Source organism: Paenibacillus sp. 598K (assembly GCF_003851045.1).
Taxonomy (GTDB): domain Bacteria; phylum Bacillota; class Bacilli; order Paenibacillales; family Paenibacillaceae; genus Paenibacillus_D.
On sequence record NZ_BFBX01000083.1, the window covers coordinates 46,622 to 72,427 of the forward strand.

The 25,806-nt window shown below is 60.4% G+C and carries 22 protein-coding genes; 17 read left to right on the top strand and 5 right to left on the bottom strand.

All coding sequences use genetic code 11. The features are described from left to right. The first annotated feature begins 92 nt into the window (after window positions 1-92). The 5 genes from PA598K_RS22445 to PA598K_RS22465 are packed head-to-tail and all read left to right on the top strand — an operon-like array spanning window position 93 to window position 3,493. Window positions 93-473 carry a NusG domain II-containing protein gene (locus tag PA598K_RS22445; RefSeq protein WP_128659108.1) on the top strand — a complete coding sequence of 127 codons (381 nt, stop codon included), beginning with the start codon at window positions 93-95 and terminating at the stop codon, window positions 471-473. Then, complete coding sequence (locus tag PA598K_RS22450) at window positions 457-1,002, top strand: Gx transporter family protein (protein ID WP_128659109.1); 546 nt, start codon at window positions 457-459, stop codon at window positions 1,000-1,002. Before PA598K_RS22445 ends, PA598K_RS22450 begins: the two co-directional genes overlap by 17 nt. 15 nt (window positions 1,003-1,017) lie before the next feature. Beyond that, the gene (locus PA598K_RS22455) at window positions 1,018-1,908 is read left to right on the top strand and encodes an ATP-binding cassette domain-containing protein (protein ID WP_260405549.1); all 891 of its coding nucleotides are present in this window, start codon (window positions 1,018-1,020) and stop codon (window positions 1,906-1,908) included. Next, window positions 1,851-2,717, top strand: a complete 867-nt coding sequence (locus tag PA598K_RS22460; protein WP_128659110.1) for an ATP-binding cassette domain-containing protein — start codon at window positions 1,851-1,853, stop codon at window positions 2,715-2,717. The genes PA598K_RS22455 and PA598K_RS22460 overlap by 58 nt, the downstream gene beginning before the upstream one ends. Continuing rightward, complete coding sequence (locus PA598K_RS22465) at window positions 2,702-3,493, top strand: energy-coupling factor transporter transmembrane component T family protein (RefSeq protein ID WP_128659111.1); 792 nt, start codon at window positions 2,702-2,704, stop codon at window positions 3,491-3,493. The genes PA598K_RS22460 and PA598K_RS22465 overlap by 16 nt, the downstream gene beginning before the upstream one ends. 727 nt (window positions 3,494-4,220) lie before the next feature. Here PA598K_RS22465 and PA598K_RS22470 read toward each other — a convergent pair. From PA598K_RS22470 to PA598K_RS22485, 4 genes are all read right to left on the bottom strand, one after another. Beyond that, window positions 4,221-5,216: a polyprenyl synthetase family protein gene (locus PA598K_RS22470; RefSeq protein ID WP_128659112.1), complete on the bottom strand. Its 996-nt coding sequence runs from the start codon at window positions 5,214-5,216 to the stop codon at window positions 4,221-4,223. A gap of 262 nt (window positions 5,217-5,478) precedes the next feature. Continuing rightward, window positions 5,479-5,913, bottom strand: a complete 435-nt coding sequence (locus PA598K_RS22475; protein WP_128659113.1) for a hypothetical protein — start codon at window positions 5,911-5,913, stop codon at window positions 5,479-5,481. A gap of 54 nt (window positions 5,914-5,967) precedes the next feature. Next, window positions 5,968-7,824, bottom strand: a complete 1,857-nt coding sequence (locus PA598K_RS22480; protein ID WP_128659114.1) for an FAD-dependent oxidoreductase — start codon at window positions 7,822-7,824, stop codon at window positions 5,968-5,970. Between the two features lie 51 nt (window positions 7,825-7,875). Further along, window positions 7,876-8,784 (bottom strand): FMN-binding protein, encoded by a 909-nt coding sequence (locus tag PA598K_RS22485; protein WP_128659115.1) that lies wholly within the window; start codon window positions 8,782-8,784, stop codon window positions 7,876-7,878. Window positions 8,785-9,361: 577 nt separating this feature from the next. Between PA598K_RS22485 and PA598K_RS22490 the strand changes: the two genes are divergently transcribed. The 11 genes from PA598K_RS22490 to PA598K_RS22540 all read left to right on the top strand — a co-directional run bounded on the left by PA598K_RS22490 (window position 9,362) and on the right by PA598K_RS22540 (window position 24,679). Next, entirely contained in the window at window positions 9,362-10,387 is a 1,026-nt protein-coding gene (locus PA598K_RS22490) for a LacI family DNA-binding transcriptional regulator (RefSeq protein ID WP_128659116.1), read from the top strand. Window positions 10,388-10,740: 353 nt separating this feature from the next. Continuing rightward, window positions 10,741-12,111, top strand: a complete 1,371-nt coding sequence (locus tag PA598K_RS22495) for an ABC transporter substrate-binding protein (protein WP_128659117.1) — start codon at window positions 10,741-10,743, stop codon at window positions 12,109-12,111. A gap of 120 nt (window positions 12,112-12,231) precedes the next feature. Continuing rightward, window positions 12,232-15,198, top strand: coding sequence for an extracellular solute-binding protein (locus PA598K_RS22500; RefSeq protein WP_128659118.1), 2,967 nt, complete (start codon window positions 12,232-12,234; stop codon window positions 15,196-15,198). Window positions 15,199-15,210: 12 nt separating this feature from the next. Then, complete coding sequence (locus PA598K_RS22505) at window positions 15,211-16,179, top strand: carbohydrate ABC transporter permease (RefSeq protein ID WP_128659119.1); 969 nt, start codon at window positions 15,211-15,213, stop codon at window positions 16,177-16,179. Beyond that, entirely contained in the window at window positions 16,176-17,051 is an 876-nt protein-coding gene (locus PA598K_RS22510) for a carbohydrate ABC transporter permease (protein WP_128659120.1), read from the top strand. Before PA598K_RS22505 ends, PA598K_RS22510 begins: the two co-directional genes overlap by 4 nt. A 12-nt stretch (window positions 17,052-17,063) precedes the next feature. Further along, on the top strand, window positions 17,064-18,527 hold the full coding sequence (locus PA598K_RS22515; RefSeq protein ID WP_128659121.1) for an NHL repeat-containing protein: 1,464 nt from the start codon (window positions 17,064-17,066) through the stop codon (window positions 18,525-18,527). Beyond that, window positions 18,508-19,128 (top strand): Yip1 family protein, encoded by a 621-nt coding sequence (locus PA598K_RS22520; RefSeq protein ID WP_128659122.1) that lies wholly within the window; start codon window positions 18,508-18,510, stop codon window positions 19,126-19,128. Before PA598K_RS22515 ends, PA598K_RS22520 begins: the two co-directional genes overlap by 20 nt. A gap of 14 nt (window positions 19,129-19,142) precedes the next feature. Then, window positions 19,143-21,716, top strand: a complete 2,574-nt coding sequence (locus PA598K_RS22525; RefSeq protein WP_128659123.1) for a DUF5696 domain-containing protein — start codon at window positions 19,143-19,145, stop codon at window positions 21,714-21,716. Further along, window positions 21,713-22,615 carry a carbohydrate ABC transporter permease gene (locus PA598K_RS22530; protein WP_128659124.1) on the top strand — a complete coding sequence of 301 codons (903 nt, stop codon included), beginning with the start codon at window positions 21,713-21,715 and terminating at the stop codon, window positions 22,613-22,615. Before PA598K_RS22525 ends, PA598K_RS22530 begins: the two co-directional genes overlap by 4 nt. Window positions 22,616-22,633: 18 nt before the next feature. Beyond that, entirely contained in the window at window positions 22,634-23,638 is a 1,005-nt protein-coding gene (locus tag PA598K_RS22535) for a carbohydrate ABC transporter permease (RefSeq protein WP_128659125.1), read from the top strand. A 45-nt stretch (window positions 23,639-23,683) separates the two neighbouring features. Then, window positions 23,684-24,679 carry a glycoside hydrolase family 113 gene (locus PA598K_RS22540; protein ID WP_185602173.1) on the top strand — a complete coding sequence of 332 codons (996 nt, stop codon included), beginning with the start codon at window positions 23,684-23,686 and terminating at the stop codon, window positions 24,677-24,679. A 51-nt stretch (window positions 24,680-24,730) separates the two neighbouring features. Here PA598K_RS22540 and PA598K_RS22545 read toward each other — a convergent pair whose 3' ends face one another. After that, entirely contained in the window at window positions 24,731-24,991 is a 261-nt protein-coding gene (locus tag PA598K_RS22545; RefSeq protein ID WP_128659126.1) for a hypothetical protein, read from the bottom strand. 166 nt (window positions 24,992-25,157) lie between these two features. Between PA598K_RS22545 and PA598K_RS22550 the strand changes: the two genes are divergently transcribed. Then, window positions 25,158-25,806: uracil-DNA glycosylase (locus PA598K_RS22550; protein ID WP_260405550.1), on the top strand; the 649-nt coding region annotated here is incomplete at its 3' end.

A 25,806-nucleotide genomic window follows, 5' to 3' on the forward strand; every position in this document is an offset into this window, starting at 1 on the left:
TGTCGCAAGCCGCTCCTGTGAGATATGTCATTGTGAATAAATTCACGAACGGACATAATGGAGTCAGCAACAAAGAAGTGGGGGGATGAGTTATGCGCAGACGGGGAGACCGCTGGCTGCTGGCGGTGTTGGCCATTGTAGGCGTATGGATGGGCGTGCAGTTGTTCGGGGCCGATGCTGCAGAGGGCGCTGCCGTCCGTATCGAGGTGGATGGAGAGCTATTCGAGACCGTGCCGCTCACAGGCAACGAAGTGCGTCGGATCGAGCTGCCGACCCGCTATGGACATAATGTACTGGAGATTTCCGCCGATGGCGTGAAGATGGTGGAGGCCGACTGTCCAGACGGCTTGTGCCTGCTTATGAAACGCATCCTGCACGAGGGAGAACGCATCGTATGTTTGCCGCATCGCGTCTTCGTGGAGATCGTGGGCAGTATGGACGGGGGAGGCGGAGTCGATGCCGTGGTCCAATGATCCGCAAGCGTTGCGTCGGCTAACCGTAATCGCGATCCTGGCGTCGCTGGCGGTCGTGCTTGGCATCGTCGAGGCGATGATTCCGTTTGCCGTAGCCGTGCCGGGGGCAAAGCTGGGATTGGGCAATATCGTCGTCCTCGTCTGCCTTCTGTTCTTCGGCGGTCGCGATACGCTGATGCTGCTCATCGTCAAGACGCTGCTGACCGCCTTTATCCTCGGCAGCTTCTCGACCTTCCTGTTCAGCATCCTGGGGGCGCTAGCGAGCTTCCTGGCGATGCTGGCGATGCTGCGGCTCGGACGCGGCAGCTTCAGTCTGATCTCGATCAGCATCGTCGGCGGCATCTGTCACAATCTGGGGCAGCTGACGGCTGCGTCTTGGGTGCTGGGGACGACCAAGATCTTCTATTACTTGCCCTTCCTGCTGGCGGCCGGCATCGCGACCGGCGTCGTCGTCGGCATCGCCGCCGGGCATCTCGGCGCGGCGATGTCGCGGAGCGGCTGGTTCCGACCGATCCGCGACATCATGTGAGAGGAGGAGAGAGCGATGGATAACACACGACGGATGGAGGAGCCCCCCGCATTGTGGCTGGAACATGTCTCCAGCAGGCGAGGCGCGGAGGAGAGTCTTGCCATCGACGATATATCGTTGACAGTGCCGCGCGGTCAATGGGTCTGCGTGGCGGGCGCCAACGGCTCAGGCAAGTCGACGCTGGTCCGTCTCATCAACGGGCTGCAGCCCTGCTGCGACGGCATCATCACTGTGGGCGGCCATGTGCTGGGTCCGGATACGTTATGGGACATCCGCTGCCAGGTCGGCATGGTCTTCCCGCAGCCTGATGACCAATTCGTCGGCCTGACGGTGGCCGATGACCTTGCCTTCGGACTGGAGAATCAATGCCTGCCAACCGAAGAGATCCATCAGCGCATCTGGCAGGCTGCCACGCAGCTGGATATCTCGCATCTGCTCGATCGCCATCCCGGGACGCTCTCGGGCGGGCAAAAGCAGCGGGTCGCCCTGGCAGCGATCATCGCGATCAACCCGGAGATCCTCATCCTCGATGAGGCGACCTCAATGCTGGACGCAGTCTCGCGTGCCGAACTGCTCGGCTGGCTGCGACGCATCCGGCGGGCTGGACGCCATACGATCATCACGGTGACGCATGATATCGAGGAGATGGCGGCAGCCGATCGACTGATCGTCCTGCAGGACGGCCGGATCGTCGCCGATGGCCCGCCTGCCGAGCTGCTGCGCAACGAAGCGATGCTGCGCGAGCAATGTCTCGAGCTGCCGTATGCGCTAGCGCTGTGCCGGGAGCTGCGTTCGCTGGGATGGCCGATCGAGGAATCGATGACAGAAGAGGAAGCGGTGAATGCGATATGGACTTATTATTCGAGCATGTCTCGTACCGATATCCGGATGGAGCAGGCCTTGTAGATGTCAATCTGCGCATCCGGGCAGGTGTCATGACAGCGATCCTGGGCGCTCCGGGCTCCGGCAAGTCGACGTTGCTCCAGCATATGAACGGCCTGCTGCTGCCTAATAGCGGCGAAGTACGGATCGGCGAGACGCGTCTCCATGCTGGCAGCGGCCATAGCGAGCGATCGGCGTTGCGCAGACGGGTCGGTCTGGTATTCCAGTATCCCGAGCAACAGCTGTTCGAGGAGACGGTGGCGCAGGATCTGCGCTTCGGCCCATTGAACTTCGGTCAGGCCGAGGCGGAGGCGGAGGCTTCGGCGGAGCGGGCAGCGCACCAGATGGGACTCGACGCGACGCTCCTGGCGAGGAGTCCGTGGCAGCTCAGCTCGGGCGAGCGACGGCGTGCGGCGGTGGCCGCTGTCCTGGCCTCGGACCCGGAGATCATCGTGCTGGATGAACCGACAGCCTCGCTTGATGCCGCAGGCCGTCGCGAGCTGATGTCACTGCTGGGCGCGATGTGTCGCGACGAGGGCAAGACGATCGTCATCGCGACGCACCGGATCGAGGAGGTGGCGCCGTATGCCGCGGATTATGCTGTACTTCATGAGGGTGGTGTGCTGTATGCTGGCGACGGCGCTTCGCTCATGCAGCGTCCGGATGTCCTGGAGCAGGCAGGTGTGCTGGTGCCGCCAGGCTCGAGCCTCGCAAGCTCGCTGACGAAGCTGACTGGCGATCAGATGCCCGGATTGTGCCCGGAGCCTGCGCAGCTGGCGCGAGCGCTCCATGAGTCATTGCAGAGGAGGCGGATGACATGCGGCAACGGATGATGATCGGCCGGTATATCGCCGGGGATTCCTGGATGCATGGGCTCGACCCGCGCGCCAAGATTGTGGCGATGCCTTTATTTATGATCGCCGTGTTTCTGGTAGACGGTTATATCGCCGCAGGAGCGCTGCTTTTGTTCACGGTCGCGCTGCTACGCTTTAGCGGGATCGGCCTGCGGCCGTTCGCCAGAGCGGTGCGGCCGCTTTTGTTTCTGCTACTGTTCATATTCCTGTTCCACTTGCTCTTTAGCCCCGGCGGGTCGAAGTGGCTGCAGCTCGGCTCGTTCGCACTTTACAGCGGCGGCTTGGAACGGGGCATCGTCGCCGCCGGGCGAATGGTGCTGTTCATCGTATTCGCCGCTGCGCTGACGTTCACTACGCCGCCGGATCAGCTGGCGCAAGGGCTCGGCAGCGTACTCTCGCCGCTGCGCCGACTGCGCGTGCCGACCGATCGCCTGGCTTTGATGCTGGGCATCGCCCTGCGGTTCGTGCCGACGCTGTTCGACGAGGCGGAGCGTATATGGCGAGCACAGGTGTCTCGCGGACTCGATCTGCGCTCCGGCTCGCTGCTGCGCAGAGCTCGCTTGCTCATCGCCTTGCTGATCCCGGTATGTGCGGGGGCGATCCGCCGGGCGCTAGCGTTGGCCGATGCGATGGAGTCGCGAGGCTATCGGATCGGCGCGCCTCGCACCTCGTATCGCACGTTCGGCTGGGGAGCTGCGGACACTGGCTTCGTCCTGTTGCTGCTCGTGCCGATCGTCGCTGTAGCGTTTGTGTAGGGAGGGTTCAGGCTGCCCTCAAAACAGGGCCTATGGTCACGGGATCGATCTTCCGATCGCTGTTGTCCCCAGATTTCTTGGTTGTTAACCGCATTAGCGGTTTAATTCCGGGGACTACACGCTTTCTGCAAGAAAGCGACTTCGTAAGCATAGACTACGCTTTCTGCAAGAAAGCGACTTCGTAAGCATAAGCTTCGCTTCTACAGATTCGATCCCGTTGTTCCGATCGCTGACCGATACTTGGTCAGCGATTTTGCGCGGGATTAGGGCGATGCTCGGCGGGCGGGCTAGATGAGGAAGCGGAGAAGGCGGGGGGCGTACTTTTGACATAGGTGTAAGGTATTAGTGCAGGAGAGAGCAAGTGATAGACAAAGTGCTGTGATTTCACGTAATATAATACGCTGACGCAGCGATCTCCAGTGTACCTTTGTTCCTTTAATCGCTGCTGTCAATCAGATGGCATGCTGCATCCCAGACATAATGAAGCGCACGAACCGGCAGGGGGGAGGGTAACCCTGCGGCACGTGCGCCTTGCGTGGCGGTGTCTATCCATGTTGCCTATGCATCTGGCCAATGCTTATGGAGGTTCGATCATCATCGTATTGTCGTCCTCCCACATACTGGAGGTTCGACCATCATCGTATTGTCGTCCTCCCGCATACTGGAGGTTCGACCGCCATCATGCTGCCTTACCTGCGTACTGGAGGTTGTGCGCGTAGAGATCGCTTCAGTGTTCTGATGGAAGAAAGTAACGCGCCAGCACCTGCAGTTGCGGGCTAGCCGGATGCCAGGCCAACTGGTCGGCCAAGTCCAACGCACGCTCGGAGTAGGCGGCGACCTGCGCATGGCAGCGGGCGATGGCAGAGCTGGCCGCGATCTGCGCGATCACGTCGTCAAATGCTTGCGGATCCGCTTCCGGGCCAAGGGCACGGATGGATACCGACAGCTCCGGGTCCTCCAACGCGTAGAGAACAGGCAACGTAATGTTGCCGTTGCGCAGATCGGCTCCGGCCGGCTTGCCGAGCGATGCTTGCGGCGTTGTGAAGTCCAGCACATCGTCGCGGATTTGGAAGGCGAGGCCAAGCGCTTCGCCGAACTGGTACAGCAGTTCCGATGTGCGGTTATCCGCATTGCTCGCATCAGCTCCCGCTTGCAGGCACAATGCCAGCAGCAGGGCAGTTTTGCGTCTGGTCTTATCCAGGTAGAGCTCCATCGACAGATCGAAGTTGAAGCGGTTGTGCAGCTGATGGTACTCGCCGATGCAGAGCTCCGATACGTCGGCGAGCGGCTCGGAGCGGCGCTGCTGACTGGCGTCCGGCTCTCGCTCGGGGACGCCCTCGGTTGCCCACTCCATCACCCGCGCCATCATGTAATTGCCCGTCAGCACCGCGGTTGGGATGTCGGTGAGCTTGTGCAGCGTCGGCGCGCCCCGGCGGCAGTCGGCTTCGTCGATAATATCGTCATGGATCAGCGAAGCCATGTGGATGTATTCGGCGATTGCCGCCGCCTTCAGGACAGGGCGGCGGCGCATCAGCTTGCCGAAGCGGCTGCCGACGATGACCAGCAGCGGGCGCAGCCGCTTGCCCCCGGCATCGATCAGGTGAAGGACGCCGGAGCGGACGACAGAGTCGGCGTCCAACTCGCGATCGGTGAGGATGACCTCGCGCAGCGTCGTATCGATAACTTGCAGGTCGATGCCTAATTGCTCGTGCAGTTTTGCCATGGCTGGACGCCTCCTTTGTTGCTCCGGCTGCTCGCGCCGCTTAAGGCGCACGACTGTGCAGAATGGCCGCGATCTCTCGCCGCCGCCTGCCTACCGCTCGAATGCCTGCGCGCCTTAGGCGCACTGTCTGTGCAGAACGGCGACGATCTCTCGCCGCCGCCTGCCTACCGCTCGAATGCCTGCGCGCCTTAGGCGCACTGTCTGTGCAAAACGGCGACGATCTCTCGCCGCCGTCTGCCTAGCGCTTGAATGCTCGCGCCGCTTAGGCGCACTGTCTGTTCAGATAAGCGGCGATCTCCCGCCGCTGCTCCGCATACAGCGCTTCGACCGGGCGGCCTCGCAGCAGCTGCAGCTGCATCCGCTTCTGCAGCGGCGCGAGCAGCTGCAGGAGCTTCCACTCGCGGCGGCGGGACGCGAGGCGATACAGCAGGCCGCTCAGGTAGTCGCCGTCGAGGATGCTGCGCGTCAGCGAGGCATTGTCCCGGACCGCCAGCTGCGCATGCTTGAGGATCGCCAGCCGGATGAGGATGCAGCAGGCCAGGATGGTCACCTTGCGGCCATGCTCGAGGCCGCTTTGCTGCAAGATCGCCGAGATATCCGCCCACGGCACCGCATCGGCGGTGAGCGGGATATCGACCGACGGCTCCATCTGACTCTGCAACAGCCGGAGCGCTTCGTGGATCAGCAGGGTTGTCATCGTTCTCACACTCCTTGGCGGCCCGGGAAGGCCGGCATAGTCCAGTTAGATATCTTAGTCCGTATAGATATACCAGCGCCGGACCAGCGGGAGGCGGCGCCATACACGCTTGAGCCACGGATACACATAGTAGTCGAGGCCGAACATGCTGCCCGAGCCGCCGATCAGCGCGATCCCGGCTGCCATGTACCAGAGCATCTCGTAAGGGGCCATCCCGGAGATCCACACCATCGCGCCCATCCCTACGGATACGACGGCGGCCGGCGCGGTGAACAGTCCGGCGATCAGCAGCAGTCCGACGATCAGCTCGGCGCCGACCATTGCCGCCTGGAAGATGTACGCCAGCGCATTGAAGCTGCCGTCGGCGTTGAAGAACATCAGCCCCATCGACCAGTCGACGATCGATTGGACGAAGTCCGGCACCGGCAGCGCCGAGAGGGCGGTCTCGGTATGGGCAGAGGCCGCGGATACCGCATCGGCCGCTCCGCCGCTTACGCTCGCTCCGGAGACGCCGTCTGCCGCCTGGGCCGGGATGAGGAAGATATGTCCGGGATCGTCGAAGATCTTGAACATCTTATCCCAGCCCTGCTTGAACCACATCCACCCGGCCAGCAGCCGCAGCGGCACGAGCCAGAAGTTCGGCGAGCGCTTGGCGAAGTGTCCGCCCAGGAAGCTCCGATTGTTGCGTACATGGACAAATTCATGAAGGAGATAATGATACACTTTGTTGAAGCCGCACACCTGGAACAGATAGACCATGTTGATCAGATGCTTGACAGCCATCGCCGGCAAGCCGCTCAGCTTGAACATCTTCCCTGGCAGGCCGACATTGGCGACGCCATAGCGGCTGCCGATGCACACCATCGTGCCGTGGAACGTAGGTCGGTACGTTTTCTTCTTCGTATTCAGGAATTCCGACGCAATGTTGTGGGCGATGACGGGGGCTGCCAGCTCCGCGTTTTCGACCATCTGCGGCACAGGGTTCGTAGCCCCCTCAGGGATATAGAAGATGTTGTCGCCGACAACATACACATTTTCGTGTGCCGGGACTTGCAGTTTGTCGTTGGTGAGGATGCGACGCCGGCCCTTCTGCTCGACATCGAGCTCGCCGACCAGATCGGCGCCCTCGACGCCAGCGGTCCAGATGACCGTCCGCGAGGCGATGTCCTCGCCGCCGACGGTGACGCCGCGCGCCTTCACCTCGGTTATTTTGGCGCCGGTCGAGATCTGGACGCCCATCTTGCGCAGTCGCTTCTCGGCCTTGTTGATCAGCGGCTGCGGCAGGATGGGGAGGATGCGGTCCATCATGTCCGCGACATGGAGCGAGACCTCCTCCGGATCGACGTGGAATTCCTTGCACAGCTCTTGCGTATACTCCGCCAGCTCGCCGATCATCTCGACGCCGGTGAATCCGCCGCCGACGACGACGAAGGTGAGCATCTCCTTGCGGGCTTGCGGATCGTATTCCTTGATTGCGCTGCGGAACATATGCCCGACATGCTCCTTGAGGCGCACTGCATCCTCATAAGACCATAAGGTGAGCGCGTGCTCGTCTGCGCCGGGGATGCCGAAGAAGGTCGGCTTGCTGCCCGTCCCGATGACCAGATAATCGTAGGTGTAGGTTTGCTTTTGTCCCTGCAGCGTCCGGGCGTCAAAGTCGATATCGCCGATATGGTCGAGCACGACATTGACATTGCGGAAGCCCGAGAAGATTTTTTTGAGGTCGATCTTGATCGAATCCTCTTCGACGCGACCGGCTGCAACTTCGTGCAGCTCGGTCAACAGGGTATGGAACGGCTTGCGGTCGATAAGCGTGATGGATACGTCGCGACGTTTGCGCAGACGGTTAGCGAGCTTTTTGGCGGTTAAGACGCCGCCGTAGCCGCCACCGAGGACGATGATCTGTTTCATGGCGTTTGCCCCCTTGCGGGTGTAGTGGTAGTCATTGGAGTCGATCGGGCGTTACTTGGCGCTGGCCAGCGCTTCTTGGGCCAGCTCGACGAAGCTGTTGACATGGATGGATACGCCGGCGATTGCATCGGTCTTGCCATCTTCAGCGCGGTAGACGATTTTTGCCGGGTCTTGGACCTCGAGCAGATATTGCTCCGCGTTGTGCGCTTGCTCATGCCATTCCGCTTGTGCGCCGCCATTGGCGACCATGCCGTATTCGCCGGATGCCGAACGGGTCACTTTGTCAGTGCCGCCGTCTTTGTGCTCGCCATTCCAGCTGACCGCTGCGATCTTGCCGTTGATGACCGTCACAGTGACGTTTTCTTTCCAGCCCGAACTTTCGGCGAATTCTGCAGCCTCGGCGCGATAGGTGCCGTCTTTGTAAGGTCCGACTTCGGTTGGTCCGGCAGCGAGCGCTTTATTGACCAGCTCGGAGAAGCCTTCTACACCGATCGACACGCCCGAGACAGCGTCGGTTTTGCCTTCGTCGTTCAGGTTGAGACCGTCTGCGCTTTGCTCTGCGATGAGGTAAGCTTCCATTTTGGCTGCTTGCTCATCCCATTCGGCTTGCGCGTTGCCGTTAGCTACCATGCCGTAAGCACCGGTTTTCGACGAAGTTTTTTTGTCGAGGCCACCATCTTTATACAGTGCGTTCCAGTCGACCTTCGTAATTTTGCCGCCTTCGACTGTCAAGGCGACGACTTCCTTCCAGCCCGACTTCTCGGAATATTCGCCTTCGGCGTAGTAGGCGCCATCGGCCAGTCCTGTCGTTTCATTATCGACTGTCTTCTCCGGGGTAGTGGTGGCTGGTTGCTCGGCAGGTGGAGATGCCGGATCCTTCGGCTCGTTTGCGCCGCCGCAGCCGGCGAGCAAGGCGAGTACGAGAGTCGAGACGACAATACCGATCCATGTTTTTTTCATAGCTGAACCCTCCAAGTTAATATGTGTTGTGAATTGTTTCACATATATACCATACCTCATTTTTCCGGACTTGGTTGTGAAAGAAATCACTTTATTGCGTTTTTTTTCGTTGTGTGAGGGGGCCTAGTGAAGCACGCCGATTCTACCCGACGAAAGTCATCTCACCGAGGGGACCAACTCTCCGTGTAGCCCGGATGCCTGCATATAGCGAAATCGGTGTGTTAAGTTTTTAGAGTGCAATAAGACCGAGAGCGTTAGGTGGATTTTTTTGGCGCGCTTCTCGGTGGGAGGGAGCTAATCTATAGTTTTTATAGGAAGTATATTTAATTTTTTAAGGATAGTGGAAGGAAAAACGGTTATGCGCTATTGACGCCGAACTGTTTTGTGGGTAAAGTTAGTTTCGGAATAACAAACAAGAAAACAAAACTATCATTTGTTTGGTTGAGCGTTCGAGCTTGCGAGGTGCTGATCTGAACAGAAGCAAGCATAAACAAGCAGCAATCGCTAATTCCTGTAATAATGTGTATACTGGACAAGGTATGCATGATGACAGTTTTGTTCGAGGATGGGTGTAGCCATGAGGAAAAAAGTAACGCTGCAAGAAATCGCCGATCTGGTCGGCGTATCGAAATTCGCCGTCTCTCGCGCGCTAAGCGCCAAGCCCGGCGTCAGTCCGCAGACAAGAGAGACGATCCTGAAGGCGGCCGGGCAGCTCGGCTACTTTAAGCAGCCCGAACAGGCATCCTCCAAATCCGAGGCGTGGCGGCCGCATAACGTCGAAAAGGGGACAATCGTCGTATTGTTCCCGAACGTAAGGTATCAAAATCGTGAATCGATGTACTGGGGACCGGTGTTTGAGGGCATCACGGCCCGCCTCAATCAGAACGGCATGGACATCCTGACGGTCACAGAGCCTTCCGGCGACAACCTGTTCAGTCTCCTCAACCCTGGCGCGATTCGCGGCATTATTACGATCGGAGCGGTCTCGACGCAGATTTTGCTCGATATCGGCGAGCTGCATATTCCGACCGTTATGGTCGATCACGACGACCCGGCCTTCCGGTGCGACACCGTGTTCGTGGATAACTTTCATGATATGAGACAATTGATGATTCGTATGATCAGCAAGGGATACCGATCCTTTCAGTTCGTCGGTCATGTCCAGGACGCGCTCAGCTTTCAGCTGCGCTGGCTAGCGTTCAAGGCGGCGCTGGAGGAGCATGATATTCCGCTGGCGCAGGAGCCGCTGTTGATCGGACCTTATGCCTACGATATGTACGAGATGATGCATCACTATACCGTCGAGGAGCTGCCGGAGGTTTTTGTGTGCGCGCATGATGCCAACGCCTCGTACCTGATCATCGAGCTGGCCAAGCGAGGGATCCGGGTGCCCGAGGATTGCGTCGTCACCGGCTTCGACAACACGGTGCAGGATCAGCCGATCATGGCGACGGTCCACACCGACAAGGAGTGGATCGGCATACGCGCCGTCGATCAGCTGCTGTGGCGATTGGAATATCCCGACGGCAGCCCCGAGCGCAAGCTGATATCCGGCGAGCTGATCATGCGGGAGCAGTACGGCCGCAAGCCGGTCAGCCAATAGAGACAGATGCAATCGCCTTCTTCGCCCTGGCGCGAGGAGGGCTTTTTGCTGTGAGCGCGGGAAGGGCGCGGAGACGGATTTGCTCCAGTAGTTTTGACCTAACGGACAGCCTGTGATAACAAAAACAATAAAATAACAAAAACAAACAAAAACATATAAAACGTTGACGTAAATTTAGCTCCGTGTTATTATCTTTTTGTGATCATTATCCAGCCTTTTCCTGATCATGAATCTCGTGGATAGCGTTCGTTTTTTAAAAGGGGGTTGTAAGCGTTTGCGATGTTGATTGAAGCGGCTTCACTATCGGGGACGGTATCGTAACCCAATCATTTATTTAGGGGAGGAAGGCAACAATGAAATCGGTAAAATGGCTTTTGTTAGTTATGTTAGCGCTTACAATCGTGGTGGCAGGCTGCAGCAGCGGCAATAGCACGGAGACGACGACTCCGCCGGCAGAGAAGGAGACGCCTAAGGAAGAGACGCCAAAAGAGGCAGAACCCGAGCCGGAGCCAGAGCCGGAAAAGCCTGCGCTTAACCTGAACGGCCGCACGATTCGCGTCGCTGCCTGGTGGGACGACAAGCCCAAGGGCGAGACCGCAGACGAGATTGCCCGTCTGGAGAAAATGGCCGAGCTTGAGCAAGCGTATAATTTTACGTTCGAATTCATCAACATCCCCTTTGAAGAATACATGGACAAATTCACGACCTCCGTCCTATCGGGCGAGCCATTCGCCGATGTCGCCATCATGGAGTATAAGCGAGCCGCCGTCCCGGTCAAGTCCGGACTGGTGCTGCCGATCAGCGAGTTCACAGCCGCCGACAGCGACATCAACAACGACGGTCGCCTCGTCCGCAAGCTGCCTCCGCTCGGCGGCGACGAGTATTCCTTCTCGTCTCCCGGCGTCTCCATCGTAGGCATCCACTACAACCGCGAGATCTTCAACCAGCTGGGCTTGCCTGATCCGCAGGATCTGCTCGATAGCGGCGAGTGGACATGGGATAAGTTCCTCGAGATCGCCAAGAATGCCACGCGCGACACCAACAATGACGGAACGCCCGACACGTACGGCTATTCCGGATGGGCGGCGGACACGGCGCGTCACTTCGCAGCGGCCAACGGCATCGCCTTCGTCGATGGCAATACGATGACGGATAACTCGACTGATCCGAAGACGATCGAAGCGCTCGAGTTCGTCAACCGCCTCTACAACACCGAGAATGTCGTCAAGGTGAAGTCCGGCAATCCGATGGACTGGAATGAGACGAATACGTTCAAGGATGGCGATGTCGCGATGTCGCTGCAATATGACTGGAATATCGGCGATCTGAGCTTCGAAGCCGGGGTCGTGCCGATCCCGGCAGGACCGAACTCGGACGGCAAGCATACGTTCGCCAACACGGCGCTGAACGGCTGGTTTATCCCCAAAGGGGTCGAGAACCCCGCCGACGTCTACCGCATCTTCGAAGAGATGCGCGATGTCCCGACGACCGAGGAGTATGTTGGTCAGGACTGGCTCGAAGGCCGCTACAAAACCGAACGCGATATCCAGATCGCGCTGGACAAAATCAATGGCACCGGGCTGATCTCGATCGAGGAGGGCGTGCCGGATCATCCGTTCTTCGCCATCATGGATGAGATCATCATCCAGAAGCAATCCGTCACAGCAACGGTCGAGAGCCACAAGCAAGCGGCACAGGATGCGATCGCCAATCTCGGCAGTTAATCGAACGTCGAATGCGGAAGGGTGTGCAGCCATCGCACACCCTTCCTCTCCTTGCGGCCAGGCACGAGACATGGCCGCGTCGCAGACGCTTGGAAGATGACCGAAGAGGAGGTCTGGCACTTGAGAAAAACGCGTCGATCGGTTCGGGCTCTTATGGCAGGAATATGCTTTATACTGGCGCTTGGCGTCCCGGCCACCACCTCGAATCTGAAGGCCGAAGAACAGCAGCAGCTCGCGTCCCAAGAGGGACAGACACGGATGGACTCCGACAGCTTGTTCGCGATGATCATGCAAGGCAACAGCTACGCCGACTATGCGGCCGCACACGCGGAGGCTGCCGTGCCGGAGCGGGAGCTCGTCATCGAGGCGGCGGATTACGAGCGCATCGAGGGCGAGGGCTTCCGGACCGCAGAGCGCTTGGAAGGGATGGACGGCACCGCTCTTCTGACCGGAGAGCAGGGCCAAGTGGAGTGGAAAGTGAGTGTCCCGCAGACGGGACGTTATCATATATCCATGCTCTATTACCCTGTGGAGGGCAAAAGCTCGGGAATCGTCCGCAGCCTGCTGATCGACGGCGAGGTGCCCTTCGAGGAAGCGGCCTACCTGCAGTTCGACCGGATCTGGGACAACGAGCGGAGCGAAGTGCAGCGGGATAATCGCGGCAATGAGCTGCGGCCGCGGCAGCAGGAAAATCCGGGCTGGCGGGAGGCGCTGTTTAAGGATTCGGAAGGGTACTATGAGGAGCCGTTCCAGTTCTACCTGACGGCTGGCGAGCACACGCTGACGCTGCTGTCGCAGCGCGAGCCGATGGCGATCCGCCAGCTCAAGCTGTTCCATCAACCGCAGGCTGCGCCTTATGCAGAGGTGCAAGCGGCGGCTGGGCATCAGGGGACGAAGGGCGTGCGGGTCGTCGTGCAGGGCGAGGCCGCGACGGCCAAGTCGTCGCCGACACTCTATCCGCAGATCGAGCGGTCCTCGCCGGCGGTCTATCCGTACAGCCCGTCAGAGACGCGGGTCAATACGATCGGCGGCTACAACTGGAGGCTGCCCGGCGAGTGGATCGAATGGGAATTCGAGGTGCCGGAGTCGGGCCTGTACCATATCGGCTTTAAGGTGCAGCAGAACTTCGTAAGGGGCATCTACTCGACCCGTCGGCTGACCATCGACGGCGAGGTGCCGTTCCGCGAGATGGAGCGGGTGCCGTTCCGCTATGCGAGCGACTATCGCACCGACGTAATGGGCGATGACGAGCCTTATCTGTATTACCTGGAGGCCGGTCGGCATGTGCTGCGGCTGGAGGCGACGCTGGGCGAGTTCGCCGAGCTGATCCGCCAGGTCGAGGAGAGTCTGTATCAGCTCAATGCGATGTACCGCAAGATCCTGATGATCACCGGCGCGGCGCCGGACCAGTTCCGCGACTACCGGATCGAGCAGCAGGTGCCGCAGCTGCTCGAGACCTTCGCCGCCGAGAGCGAGCGGCTCAAGGCGATCAGCGCCGAGCTGCGACGGCTCTCCGGGGGCAGCGGCGACTCGGAGGCGCTGCTGAAGACGATGTATACCCAGCTCGACGAGATGGTCGACGAGCCGCACACGATCCCGCGTCGCCTCGGCGCTTACAAGGCCAACACGGGCGGCCTCGGCACCTGGCTGCTGACGGCGCGCGAGATGCCGCTGGAGATCGACGAGCTCTACGTCGTCTCGCCCGATCAGAAGCTGAAGAGGAAGGGAGCCGGCTTATGGGCCGGACTGCGCCATGAGCTGTCGACCTTCGCCTACTCCTTCTTCATCGACTACAACCAGATCGGCAATGTCGCCAGCGGCGACGAGGAGCGCTCGATCACAGTCTGGATCGGCAGCGGCCGCGACCAGGCCAACACGCTGAAGGCGATGATCGACGATACGTTCACGCCGCAGACCGGCATCTCGGTCAATCTGAAGCTCGTGCAGATGCATACGCTGCTGCCGGCGACGCTGGCCGGACAAGGGCCGGATGTGGCGATGCAGATCGGCAACGACATCCCGGTCAACTATGCGATGCGGAGCGCGGTGGCAGATCTGGCTCAATTCAGCGACTTCGCGGAGGTCGCCGAGCGGTTCCGGCCAAGCGCGATCGTGCCGTATCAGTACGAGGACGGCGTCTATGCGCTGCCAGAGACGCAGACGTTCAACATGCTGTTCTATCGCAAGGACATCTTCAACGAGCTGGGCATGACCGTGCCGCAGACGTGGGAGGAGATCGCGCGGCTGTTCGCCATCCTGAACAAAAACCAGATGAGCTTCGGCATGCCGCTCGTCCTGCAGCCGCAGTATCCCGGGGAGAACATCCCGCCCAACTCGCTGTACGCCTCGCTGCTGCTGCAGAACGGCGGCCAGTTCTACCGCGACGGCGGACGCGCCTCCGACCTCGACTCGAAGATCGGCATCGAGGCGTTCAAGACATGGACCGAGCTGTATACGGACTACAAGCTGGAGCGCGAGTTCGATTTTGCCAACCGGTTCCGCACCGGGGAGATGCCGGTCGGCATCGCGGACTATACGACGTATAACCAGCTCACCGTATTCGCGCCGGAGATCCGAGGCCTCTGGGGCTTCGCGCCGGTGCCGGGCACCGTGCAGCCGGATGGCTCGATCGACCGTTCGGTGCCGAGCGGCGGCAGCGCCACCGTGTTGATGCAGAGCGCCGAAGACAAGGATGCTGCCTGGGAGTTCATGAAGTGGTGGACGAGCGATGAGGTGCAGGTCGCCTATGGTCGCGAGATGGAGAGCCTGATGGGCGCTGCCGCCCGCTACCCGACGGCCAACATCCGGGCGCTCGACAGCCTGCCCTGGCCCGTCAACGATTACGATCAGCTGAAGCGCCAATTCGAGTGGGTGAAGGGCATCCCGGAGGTACCGGGCGGCTACTTTACCGGCCGTCATCTGCTGAACGCCTTTTATTCGGTCGTCGTGAACAGCGAGGATCAATATGTGGTCGGCATCCGCGTCCCGGGTAAGAAGGCCGAGCCGCGCGAGACGATCGTTGAATATGTCGCGTTTATGCACGAGGAGATCCGGTCAAAACGCAAAGAGTTTGGACTTCCGCAATAAGGAGGGATCAGCATGTCCGAAGTCATCGTCCGCCGGCAAGAGGGGAAGACGGACGGTCCGAAGCCCGGCAGTCCGCGCGACACCTGGTGGAGTCTCAAGAAAAAAGCACTCGTCGTCAACAAGCATGCCTACGTGCTGATGGCCCCTTACATGATCCTGTTCGGCATGTTCACCGTGCTGCCGGTCGTGATGTCCTTGTTCATCAGCTTTACGTACTTCAATATGCTGGAGATGCCGACCTTCATCGGCTGGCAAAACTATGCCCGGCTGTTCCTGGAGGACGATATCTTCCTGATCGCCGTCAAAAACACGCTGCTGTTCGCGGCGATTACCGGCCCGCTTAGCTATGTGGCCTGCTTTGTGTTCGCCTGGATCATCAACGATATGCGGCCCAAGGTGCGCGCCTTCATGACGCTTGTCTTCTACGCGCCGTCGATCTCGGGCAACATCTTCTTCATCTGGCAGATGATCTTCTCGGGCGATCGCTACGGCATCGCCAACGGCTTCCTGATCCGCTGGGGCATCATGCTCGAGCCGATCCAATGGCTGAAGACCGAGATCTACATTCTGGCGATCATCATCCTCGTGCAGCTCTGGCTTAGTCTGGGCACCGGCTTCCTGGCGTTCATCGCCGGCTTGCAGACCGTCGACAAGACGTTGTACGAGGCGGGAGCGGTGGACGGCATCCGCAACCGCTGGCAGGAGCTGTGGTTCATCACCTTGCCATCGATGCGGCCGCAGCTTATGTTTGGCGCCGTCATCCAGCTCACCACCTCGTTTGCCGTCGCCGACGTCTCGATCCAGCTGGCCGGCTTCCCGAGCGTCAACTATGCGGCCGAGACGATCGTCACGCATCTGATGGACTTTGGCACCATCCGCTTCGAGATGGGCTTCGCCTCCGCCATCGCAACGGTGCTGTTCGCCCTGATGGTCGGCACCAATCTGATCGTCCAACGACTTCTTCGGAGGGTGGGCCAATGAGTGTACTGAATCTATCCTTCCGCATGCGGAAAAAAAAGGTCAACCGCTCGCTCGGCGGCAACCTGATGATGTTCCTGTTCCTGGCGGTCACCGGCGCCTTTATGGCGTTGCCGCTCGTGTACGCGATCAACGCGGCGTTCAAGCCGCTCGACGAGATCTTCCTGTTCCCGCCGACGTTGTTCGTGCGCAATCCGACGCTGGATAACTTCGTCGATCTGGCCGCCCTGCTGGGCAACTCCTGGGTGCCGTTCTCCCGGTATATCTTCAACACCGTCTTCATCACCGCGATGGGTGTCGTCGGCCATGTGCTGTTCGCCTCGGCGGCGGCCTATCCGCTGGCCAAGATGAAGTTCCCGGGCAAGAACCTCCTGTTCACGATCGTCGTCCTCGCGCTCATGTTCGCGCCGCAGGTGACGGCGATTCCGAACTATATGATCATGTCGTGGATCGGCTTCATCGACACGTACTGGGCGGTTATTATCCCGGCTTTTGCCTTCCCGCTCGGGCTGTATCTAATGAAGCAATTTATGGAGCAGATCCCGGATGCCCTCATCGAAGCGGCCAAGATCGACGGCGCCTCCGAATACCGCATCTTCTGGCAGGTGGTCATGCCCAACGTCAAGCCGGCTTGGCTGACGCTGATGATCCTGCTGTTCCAGATCCTGTGGGGCACCGAGGGCAACGGCTTCATCTACAGCGAGGAGCTAAAAACGTTGCACTTCGCCACCAATCAGATCATCCAGGGCGGCATCGCCCGGGCCGGGGTCGGCGCGGCGGTCGCGCTCATCCTGATGAGCGTGCCGATCACCCTGTTCATATTCTCGCAGAGCCGGATCATCGAGACGATGGCCACCTCCGGCATGAAGGATTAGGGGGGACGCCAAGTGAGAAAGCTGCTGACCTGCTTTATCGTCCTGGCGCTGATCGCCTCGTCTCTGCCGCTCGTCGCGGGGGCGACACAGACGCCGTATGAAGCGTATACCTACAATTATTACAGCGATGCCGTGCCGCTGCCGGCGCCCTTCGCCCCGGAGCGTCAGGTGTCGGGCGAGGAGCTGGGCGCGGGAGCGTTCCGCGATCCAGCCGACGTCTTCGTCACCGCCGACGGCACGATCTACATCCTCGACAGCGGCAATCATCGCCTGCTGCGCACCGGCGGAGACTGGCGGAGGGCGGAGAGCATCGCGTCCTTCGCCAACGAAGGACGCGAGGATACGCTGCGCAACCCGCAAGGGCTGTTCGTCAACGACGAGCATACGATCTATATCGCCGATACCGACAACAATCGGATCGTCGTGCTCTCGCCCGAGGGCGAGCTGCTGCGCATCGTCGCTTCGCCGGAGTCGGAGGTGCTGCCGGAGGGCTTCGTCTTCACGCCGGTCAAGCTGACCGTCGATGATGCCGGCCGGATGTTCGTCGTCGCCAGAGGCGTCTACGAGGGGCTGATGCAGTTCGACGAGCACGGCGTCTTTATCGGCTATGCCGGCACGATCAATGTGCGGCAGACGTTCGCCGACCGGATCTGGCGGATGCTGGCGACCCGGGAGCAGCGGTCGCGGATGCAGCTGTTCATCCCGACCGAGTTTTCCAATGTGGATATCGATACTCGGGGCTTCGTGTTCGCGACCAACATCGATACCTACTCGCAGACGCCGATTCGCAGGCTGAATCCGTCGGGGCAGGATGTGCTGAAGCGATTCGGCTATCACCCCGTCATGGGGGATGTCCGCTACCGCTCGTTCGGCAACAACTCCGGCCCGTCGCGAATGACGGATATCAAGGTGCTGGATGGCGGCATATATGTGGCGATGGACTCGTACCGGGGCCGTCTGTTCGCCTACAACGACGAGGGACAGCTGCTGTATGCCTTTGGTGGCAAGGGGACGCAGCTTGGTCTGTTCAATACCCCGGTCGCCGTCGAGCGGCTGGGGGAGCGGCTGCTCGTACTCGATCGGGGCAAAAATGCGCTCGTCGTCTTCGCGCCGACGCACTTCGGCCGCACTGTGCACGAGGCGACCACGCAGCGCTATCTCGGCAACGACGCCGAGGCGGTGGCGCAGTGGGAGGAGGTGCTGCGGATCAATGCCAACTACGACCTCGCCTACCTGGGCATCGGCAAGTCGCTGCTCATGGAGCGCAAAAACAAGGAAGCGATGACCTACTTCAAGCTCGGCATGGACCGCAAATATTATTCGCTTGCCTTCAAGCGGCATCGCAGGGAGGTCATGCAGGCACATTTCGGCACCTTCATGACGACTGTCGCGATCCTCGTCGTCGCGCTGGTCGGCTGGCTCATCTTCAGAAAAGTAAGGGCAAGGGGGAAAGCGCATGAAGCCGGAGCATTATAAATTCCCGTTCCATGTCATGCTGCATCCGTTCGACGGCTTCTGGGATCTGAAGTACGACGACAAGGGCAAGGTGAGGGTCGCCGCGATCATCGTCGCGCTGCTCGTGCTGAGCACGGTGCTGCAGCGGCAATTCGCCGGATTTATGGTCAATTACAACGATCCGCGCTATCTGAACAGCCTCGACGATCTGATCTATACGGTGATGCCGTTCCTGCTGTTCTGCATCGCCAACTGGTCGATTACGACGCTTATGGAGGGCGAGGGCAAGTTCCGCGAGATTATTCTGGCGACTGCTTACGCGCTGCTGCCGCTCGTGCTCATCAACCTGCCGATGACCTTCCTCAGCCGGCTGATGACGATGGAGGAGTCCGCGTTTTACTATCTTGCCACCGGGATCGGCGTCGTCTGGTGCGGCTATCTGCTGTTCGTTGGCATTATGACGGTTCATCAATATACGGCGACCAAGACGGTTATTACGCTCGGGATGACGGTCGTGGCGATGGGCATCGTCGTTTTCCTCGGTACGCTGATCTTCAGTATGGCCGGTCAGATTTTGTATTTCTTCTATAATATTTACCGAGAGCTGGTCTTTCGGATGTAAAGGGGGCGGCAGCCATGAACAAATCGATCCGACGCTATGTGGTGTCGGCCGGCGTCATCCTCGTCTGCGCGGGGGCGCTGCTCATCTTCCTGATCAATCGCGGTGTGCCGGCGGTCGATGTCAGCGCCTATGTGCCGGTCGCCGCCGAGGCGGTGCAGACGAGCGAGCTGAAGCTCGGCGCGGGCGACCCCCGGCTGCAGGGCATGCGGCTGGCGGCCCAGACCGAGGCGCTGTCGCTCTATTACCATCCGGAGACGACCGAGTTCGCCGTTCTGGATCGCCGCAGCGACAAGCTGTGGCATAGCAATCCGGCAGAGCGCGAGGCGGATCCGATCGCCACGCCATACGAAAAGGAGACCCTCGGCTCGCAGTTCACGCTGACATTCCGCGACCAGATGGGGAGGATCACGACCTTCACCAATGCCAAGGAAAGCGTCGCTCGCGGCCAATTCGAGGCAGAGGCGATCGAGGGCGGCTTCCGCGTCACCTACACGCTCGGCGATGCGGAGCTGGGCATCGATGCGCTGCCCAAGTTCATCAGTGCGGCGCGTATGGAGGAGCGGGTGCTCTCGCAGCTCGATGAGGCGCAGGCCAAGTACGTCAGCGCGCGCTATCTGCCGAAGAAGGACGACCCCGAGACGCTGGAGCGGCTCGACACCGCCGTTGCCCGCGATCTCGTGCTGAAGCGGATGATCGCCGCTTTTGAGGAGGCGGGGTATACGGCCGAGGATCTGCAAGCGGACAATGAAACGGCCGGTATCGGCGGCGGCGCCGTCGTCGATCGTCCCCGCTTCGTCATCCCGCTCCATGTGCGGCTGGAGGGGGAGACACTGGTCGTCACGGTGCCCTCGGGCGAGATCGAGGAGCATCCGGACTACAAGCTGCGGATGCTGAATCTACTCGGCTTCTTCGGCGCTGCCGGTCCAGACGAGGAGGGCTATATGCTCGTCCCCGACGGCACAGGCAGCCTCATCTATCTGAACAACGGCAAGCTGTCGCAGGAGCTGTACGCCCAGCGGGTCTACGGACAGGACGAGAATGACAACATCCGCCGTCGCGGCCAGATCGCCGAGTCGGTGCGGCTGCCGGTATTCGGCATCAAGAGCGGAGACTACGCCTGGTATGCGACGATCGAGCAAGGCGACGCGATCGCGACGATCCAGGCGGACATCGCTGGCCGCAACAACAGCTACAATCAGAACTTCGCCAGCTTCGCCCTGCGCGGCGAGGACTTGCTGGAGCTGTACAAGGGCACAACCGTCGAGGAGATCCAGCTGCTCACGGAGGAGCGGTACGCAGGCGACCTGACGGTGCGCTATCACTTCCTCGCCGGGGAGGAGGCCGATTACTCCGGGATGGCCCGCCACTACCGAAGCGAGCTGGAGCGCCGTGGCGTGCTGACGCCGCTGACCGGGGAGGATCGGCTGCCGATGTTCGTCAGCGTGCTCGGCGCGATCGACAAGCGCAAGACCGTGCTCGGCGTCCCGTATCGCGGCCTGGTGCCGATGACGACGTTCGATCAGGCAGCCGACATCGCTGGCCGGCTGCAGGCCGACGGCGTACAGGCGATCGAGATGCGCTATCTCGGCTGGTTCAACGAAGGGCTGAGCCACGAGATCCCGGCGCGCGTCAAGATTGACGGCAAGCTGGGCGGGCGCTCCGATCTGCGCGAGCTCGCGGGCATGCTGGAGGCCGGCGGCGGCAGACTCTACCCGGATGTCGCCTTCCAGCATGTGTACCAGACGGATGGCAGATTCTCGCCGTCCGCCGACGCCGCCCGCTTCATCACGCGGGAGGAGGCGCTGCGCAATCCGTACAATCGGGCGCTTAATCGGATGGACCGCAATCTAGGCGATTATTACCTGCTGTCGCCGATCAAGCTGCCATATTATGTCGATCGCTTCCTGGACAGCTATGCCGACGTAGGCGTAGGCGGGCTGTCGCTGCGCGATCTCGGGGACAAGGTGCATGCCGACTATCGGGCCGGGCGCGTCGTCTTCCGCGAGACGGCCAAGACGATCGCCGAGGCGCAGCTGGCGAAGCTGTCCGAGCAACATCCCGAGCTGCTGCTCAGCGGAGGCAATGCATACGCGCTTGGTTACGCCGCCCGCTTCGTCGATGTGCCTGTCGGCACAAGCGGTTTTGGCATCGCGGACGAGACGGTGCCGTTCTACCAGATGGTGCTGCATGGCTACGCGGACTACGCTGGCGCAGCGATGAACCTGAGCGAGGAGCAGGATATGCGGCGGCAGCTGCTGCAGACGATCGAGCTGGGCGCCGCGCCGCATTATCTGTGGACGCACGAGCCGTCCTCGACGCTTAAGTTCACGCCGTACGACACGATGTATTCGACCTCTGCCGAGGACTGGTATGTGGCTGCGCTGGAGCTATACCAGCGCACAGCCGAGACGCTGGCGCCGCTGCGAGCGGTACGGATGGAGCAGCATCTGCGGCATGGCGAGGGCGTGAGCGAGGTGCGCTACGAGAATGGCGTCTCGCTGTACATCAACTATACGGATCGGCCGGTGACGGTCGAGGGCGTCGCCATCCCGGCGCAAGACTTCATAGTAGGCGGTGAGAGAGGATGAATGTGCGCAGATTAACGCTGTCGCAAAAACGCGCGCTCGTCGGCATTAGCTTTATCCTGCCCTGGCTGGTCGGCTTCGTGTTCCTGTTCGCGACGCCGCTCCTCCAGTCGGCGCGCTTCAGCTTCAGCAAGCTGAATGTCGCCCCGGGCGGCTACGAGCTGGAATTCACGGCCTGGAACAACTTCCGGCAGGCGCTCTACGTCGATCCAACCTTTAACCGCATCCTCACCGAATCGGTGGTGAACATGCTCTGGAGCGTGCCGATGATCCTGTTCTTTAGCCTGTTCTCGGCGGTGCTGCTCAATCAGAAGTTCAAGGGGCGCGGCTTGGCGCGGGCCGTCTTCTTCCTGCCCGTTATCCTCGCCTCCGGGGCGATCGCAGCCGCCGAGACGGCGGGGCTGATCAGCATGACCGGCAGCTCGCAGGTCGCCCAGGAGCTGGGCGAGGCGCAGAGCAGCTTCGACTCGATCTCGCTCGTCTTCATGCTCGACAGCGCCGGCTTCCCCGACTGGTTCATCGACTACATCGTCGATGGCGTCACCCGCATCTACGAGATCATCCGCAGCTCCGGCGTGCAGATCCTGATCTTCCTCGCCGCGCTGCAGTCGGTGCCGCCGGCGATGTACGAGGTGGCCAAGATGGAGGGCGCGACGCCGTACGAGTCGTTCTGGAAGATTACATTTCCGATGGTGAGCCCGCTCATCCTGACCAATATCATCTACACGATCATCGATTCGTTCGCCGACTCGCCGGTGACGCGCAAAATCTACGAGACAGCGTTCCAGGCGCAGAACTTCGGTCTGAGCGCCGCCATGTCGTGGCTCTATACCGGCATCGTCGGCCTCTTGCTGGTCGTCGTCGGCGTCCTGGTCTCCAGGCGAGTCTTCTATTATAACTAAACGAGAGGAGGGCGCCGGATGGAACGAATCGAGAGGCTCAAAAACGACGAAGCGCTCGTCTACCGACTGAACCGCGCTCGCAACACATCGCTCGAGTGGGGCTGGAAGCTGGTGCTGTACGTGCTGATCGCCGGCATCTCCTTCATCATCCTGATGCCGCTGCTGCGGCGTCTGTCGACGGCGTTCAAGGACCCGGTGGACATCTACAATCCGACGATCTACATGGTGCCGATCCACGTCACGCTGGACAATATCAAGCATGCGATGTCGATCCTGAACTATTGGCCGATGCTCGGCAACACGCTGCTGTTCGTGACGATCATGACGCTGTTGCAGGCGATCTCCTGCGCGCTGGCGGGCTATGGCTTCTCGCGCTTCACCTTCCCGGGCAACCGCGTGCTCTTCGGCTTGGTCGTACTGACGATCCTGATCCCGATGAATACGCTGATGGTGCCGATGTATCTGCACTTCCGCAGCTTCGATGTGCTGGGCATCCTGTCACTGTTCACCGGCAAGGACGGGGTCAATCTGCTCAATACGTATTGGCCCTCGATCATTACGTCGGCGACGGCCAACGGCTTGAAGTCGGGGCTGTACATCTATATCTTCAGCCAGTTTTTCCGCGGACTGCCCAAGGAGATCGAGGAGGCGGCGCTGATCGACGGCGCGGGCGCATACCGGACGTTTTTTACGATCATGCTGCCCAATGCGGTACCGGCGATCATGACGGTCATGCTATTCGCCTTCGTCTGGCAGTACAACGATACGTTCTATACGTCGCTGTTTATGAGCAATAGCGACCTGATGTCGGTCAACGTCGCCTCGCTGCCGGCCAATGTCAATCAGTATTTGCCGTCCTTGCTCGGACTTGGCAGCAACGCCGATATGCGGGCGGACCCGAATCATGTGGCGCTGATCGTCGACACCGGTATTTTGCTGGCGATTGCGCCGCTCATCGTGATGTATTTGTTCGTGCAGCGTTACTTTGTGGAGAGCGTCGAGCGTACAGGCGTCGTAGGTTAAGCTGGCGTTGATGCCAGCAGGAGACGATCGAGGAGGGGCTTATCGATGACAGAGGCCAGACCTTTCTTCAAGGGCATGACGTATGGCTGGGGCGCCCGGCGCGGCGCCTACAGGCAGACCTATGCGGCGGAGTCGCTGCAGCGGCTGGCGGAGACCGGCAGCGAGTGGATCGCGCTGTCCTTCTGGACGTACCAGGAGGACATCCATGCGACGACGATCCCGTTTGACTATGGCTATACGATGACGGATCGGGATATCGCCTGCTCGGTGCAGCAGGCGCGGGCGCTTGGGCTCAAGGTATGTCTGAAGCCGGTGGTCAACTCCCGCGACGGTCAGTGGCGCGCCTACATCGGCTTCCCCGACGGCGCGGCTGGGGCGCGTCAGTGGGAGGCTTGGTTCGCTTCCTATACCGACTTCATCTGCCACTATGCCGAGCTGGCGGAGGAGCTTGGCTGCGAGATGCTGTGCATCGGCTGCGAGATGGTCCGTACGGAGAAGCACGAGGAGAGGTGGCGCGAGCTGATCGCTCGCGTCCGCGCCATCTATACGGGACCGATCACGTACAATGCCAATCACGGCAAGGAGGAGGGCGTCGCCTGGTTCGACGCGGTCGACTACATCGGTACAAGCGCCTATTACCCGGTGGCCGATGGGCCGCAGGCGTCGCTCGAGACGATGCTGGCGCGATGGGCGGTGCAGGTACCAAGATTGGCGGCGCTCTCGCGCAGGTTCGGCAAGCCGATTATTTTCATGGAGATCGGCTGTCGGAGCGCGCGCGGCTGCGCGGCGATGCCATGGGACTTCGAGCATACGGAGCTGCCCCGGGATGCGGAGGAGCAGGCCAAGTTTTATCGTTCGGCGTTGCAGACGTTCTGGGAGGAGCCGTGGTTCGCGGGGTTTTTCTGGTGGGACTGGAGCGTGAGACTGTATCCGCTGGAGGCGGCGGGCGAGGATCGCGGATTCGACATCTACGGCAAGCCGGCTGGCGAGGTGCTCCGCGCGTACTATCGCGGTATTCCGGGCGACTCGGCGCTGGCGTGAGGGACAATGCGGCCAAAAAAAAGAAGCCCCCATAGGCTCCGTGCTGCGCGGTTATAGCAGGTTCATCTCGAGCGCTTGACGCTCCAGTTCGCCGGCGTGATTGCTCATGCAGTTGCAGTAATAATCCTTGCGGCAGATCGGACATGGGATGTTCAGCAGACGATTGACGCCGATCAGCTTCCAGTCGGGATTTTTGCTGAAGAACAGTCTGCATTTGGCTTGATTGGACAGGGTTGCGATATACTGGTACAGCCCGGTTTCCTCGTTGCGGTCAGAAGGTACAATATTTTTAATCACAAGTTTTGTAGACATAGTGTCCCACCTATACAAATAGATTTGCAAGTGCTTTGTAAGCATAACTTTTTTGAGGGTCCGTTGTCAATATAAGTCCAGCACTTATTGTTCCCCGATAACGCTTGTCTTATAATAGGTAGGACGATTTTTTTTTCGCACTATCGACAAGTAAGGAGCGTAAGTGATGTCCACTACAACGATCTTCCGCAATGACTGGGCCGAGCTGCTGCAGCCGGAGCTCGAGCAGCCGTATTACCAGGAGATGCGAGCCTATCTCGCCGCCGAATATCGGCAGCAGACGGTCTACCCGCCGATGCACGATATCTACAATGCGCTGCACTACACGTCCTATGCGGACACCCGCGTCGTCATCCTCGGCCAGGACCCGTACCACGGGCCGAAGCAAGCGCATGGGCTGAGCTTTTCAGTGCAGCCGGGCGTACGCACCCCGCCGTCGCTGCAGAATATCTACAAGGAGCTGGCCGACGATCTCGGCTGCCCGGTCCCGCCGCATGGCTCGCTCGTCGCCTGGGCGCGCCAGGGCGTGCTGCTGCTCAACACCGTGCTCACCGTACGGGGCGGCGCGGCCAACTCGCACAAGGGGATCGGCTGGGAGCGGTTCACCGATCGGGTGATCGGCGCGCTCAATGAGCGGGAGGAGCCGGTCGTGTTTATCCTGTGGGGCAAGCACGCCCAGGACAAGGCGTCGTTCATCGACCGCAAGCGTCATCACGTGATCGCGACGGCGCATCCGAGCCCGTTCGCCGCCCACCGCGGCTTCTTCGGCAGCCGGCCGTTCTCGCGTACCAACAGCTTCTTGCAGTCGATCGGCC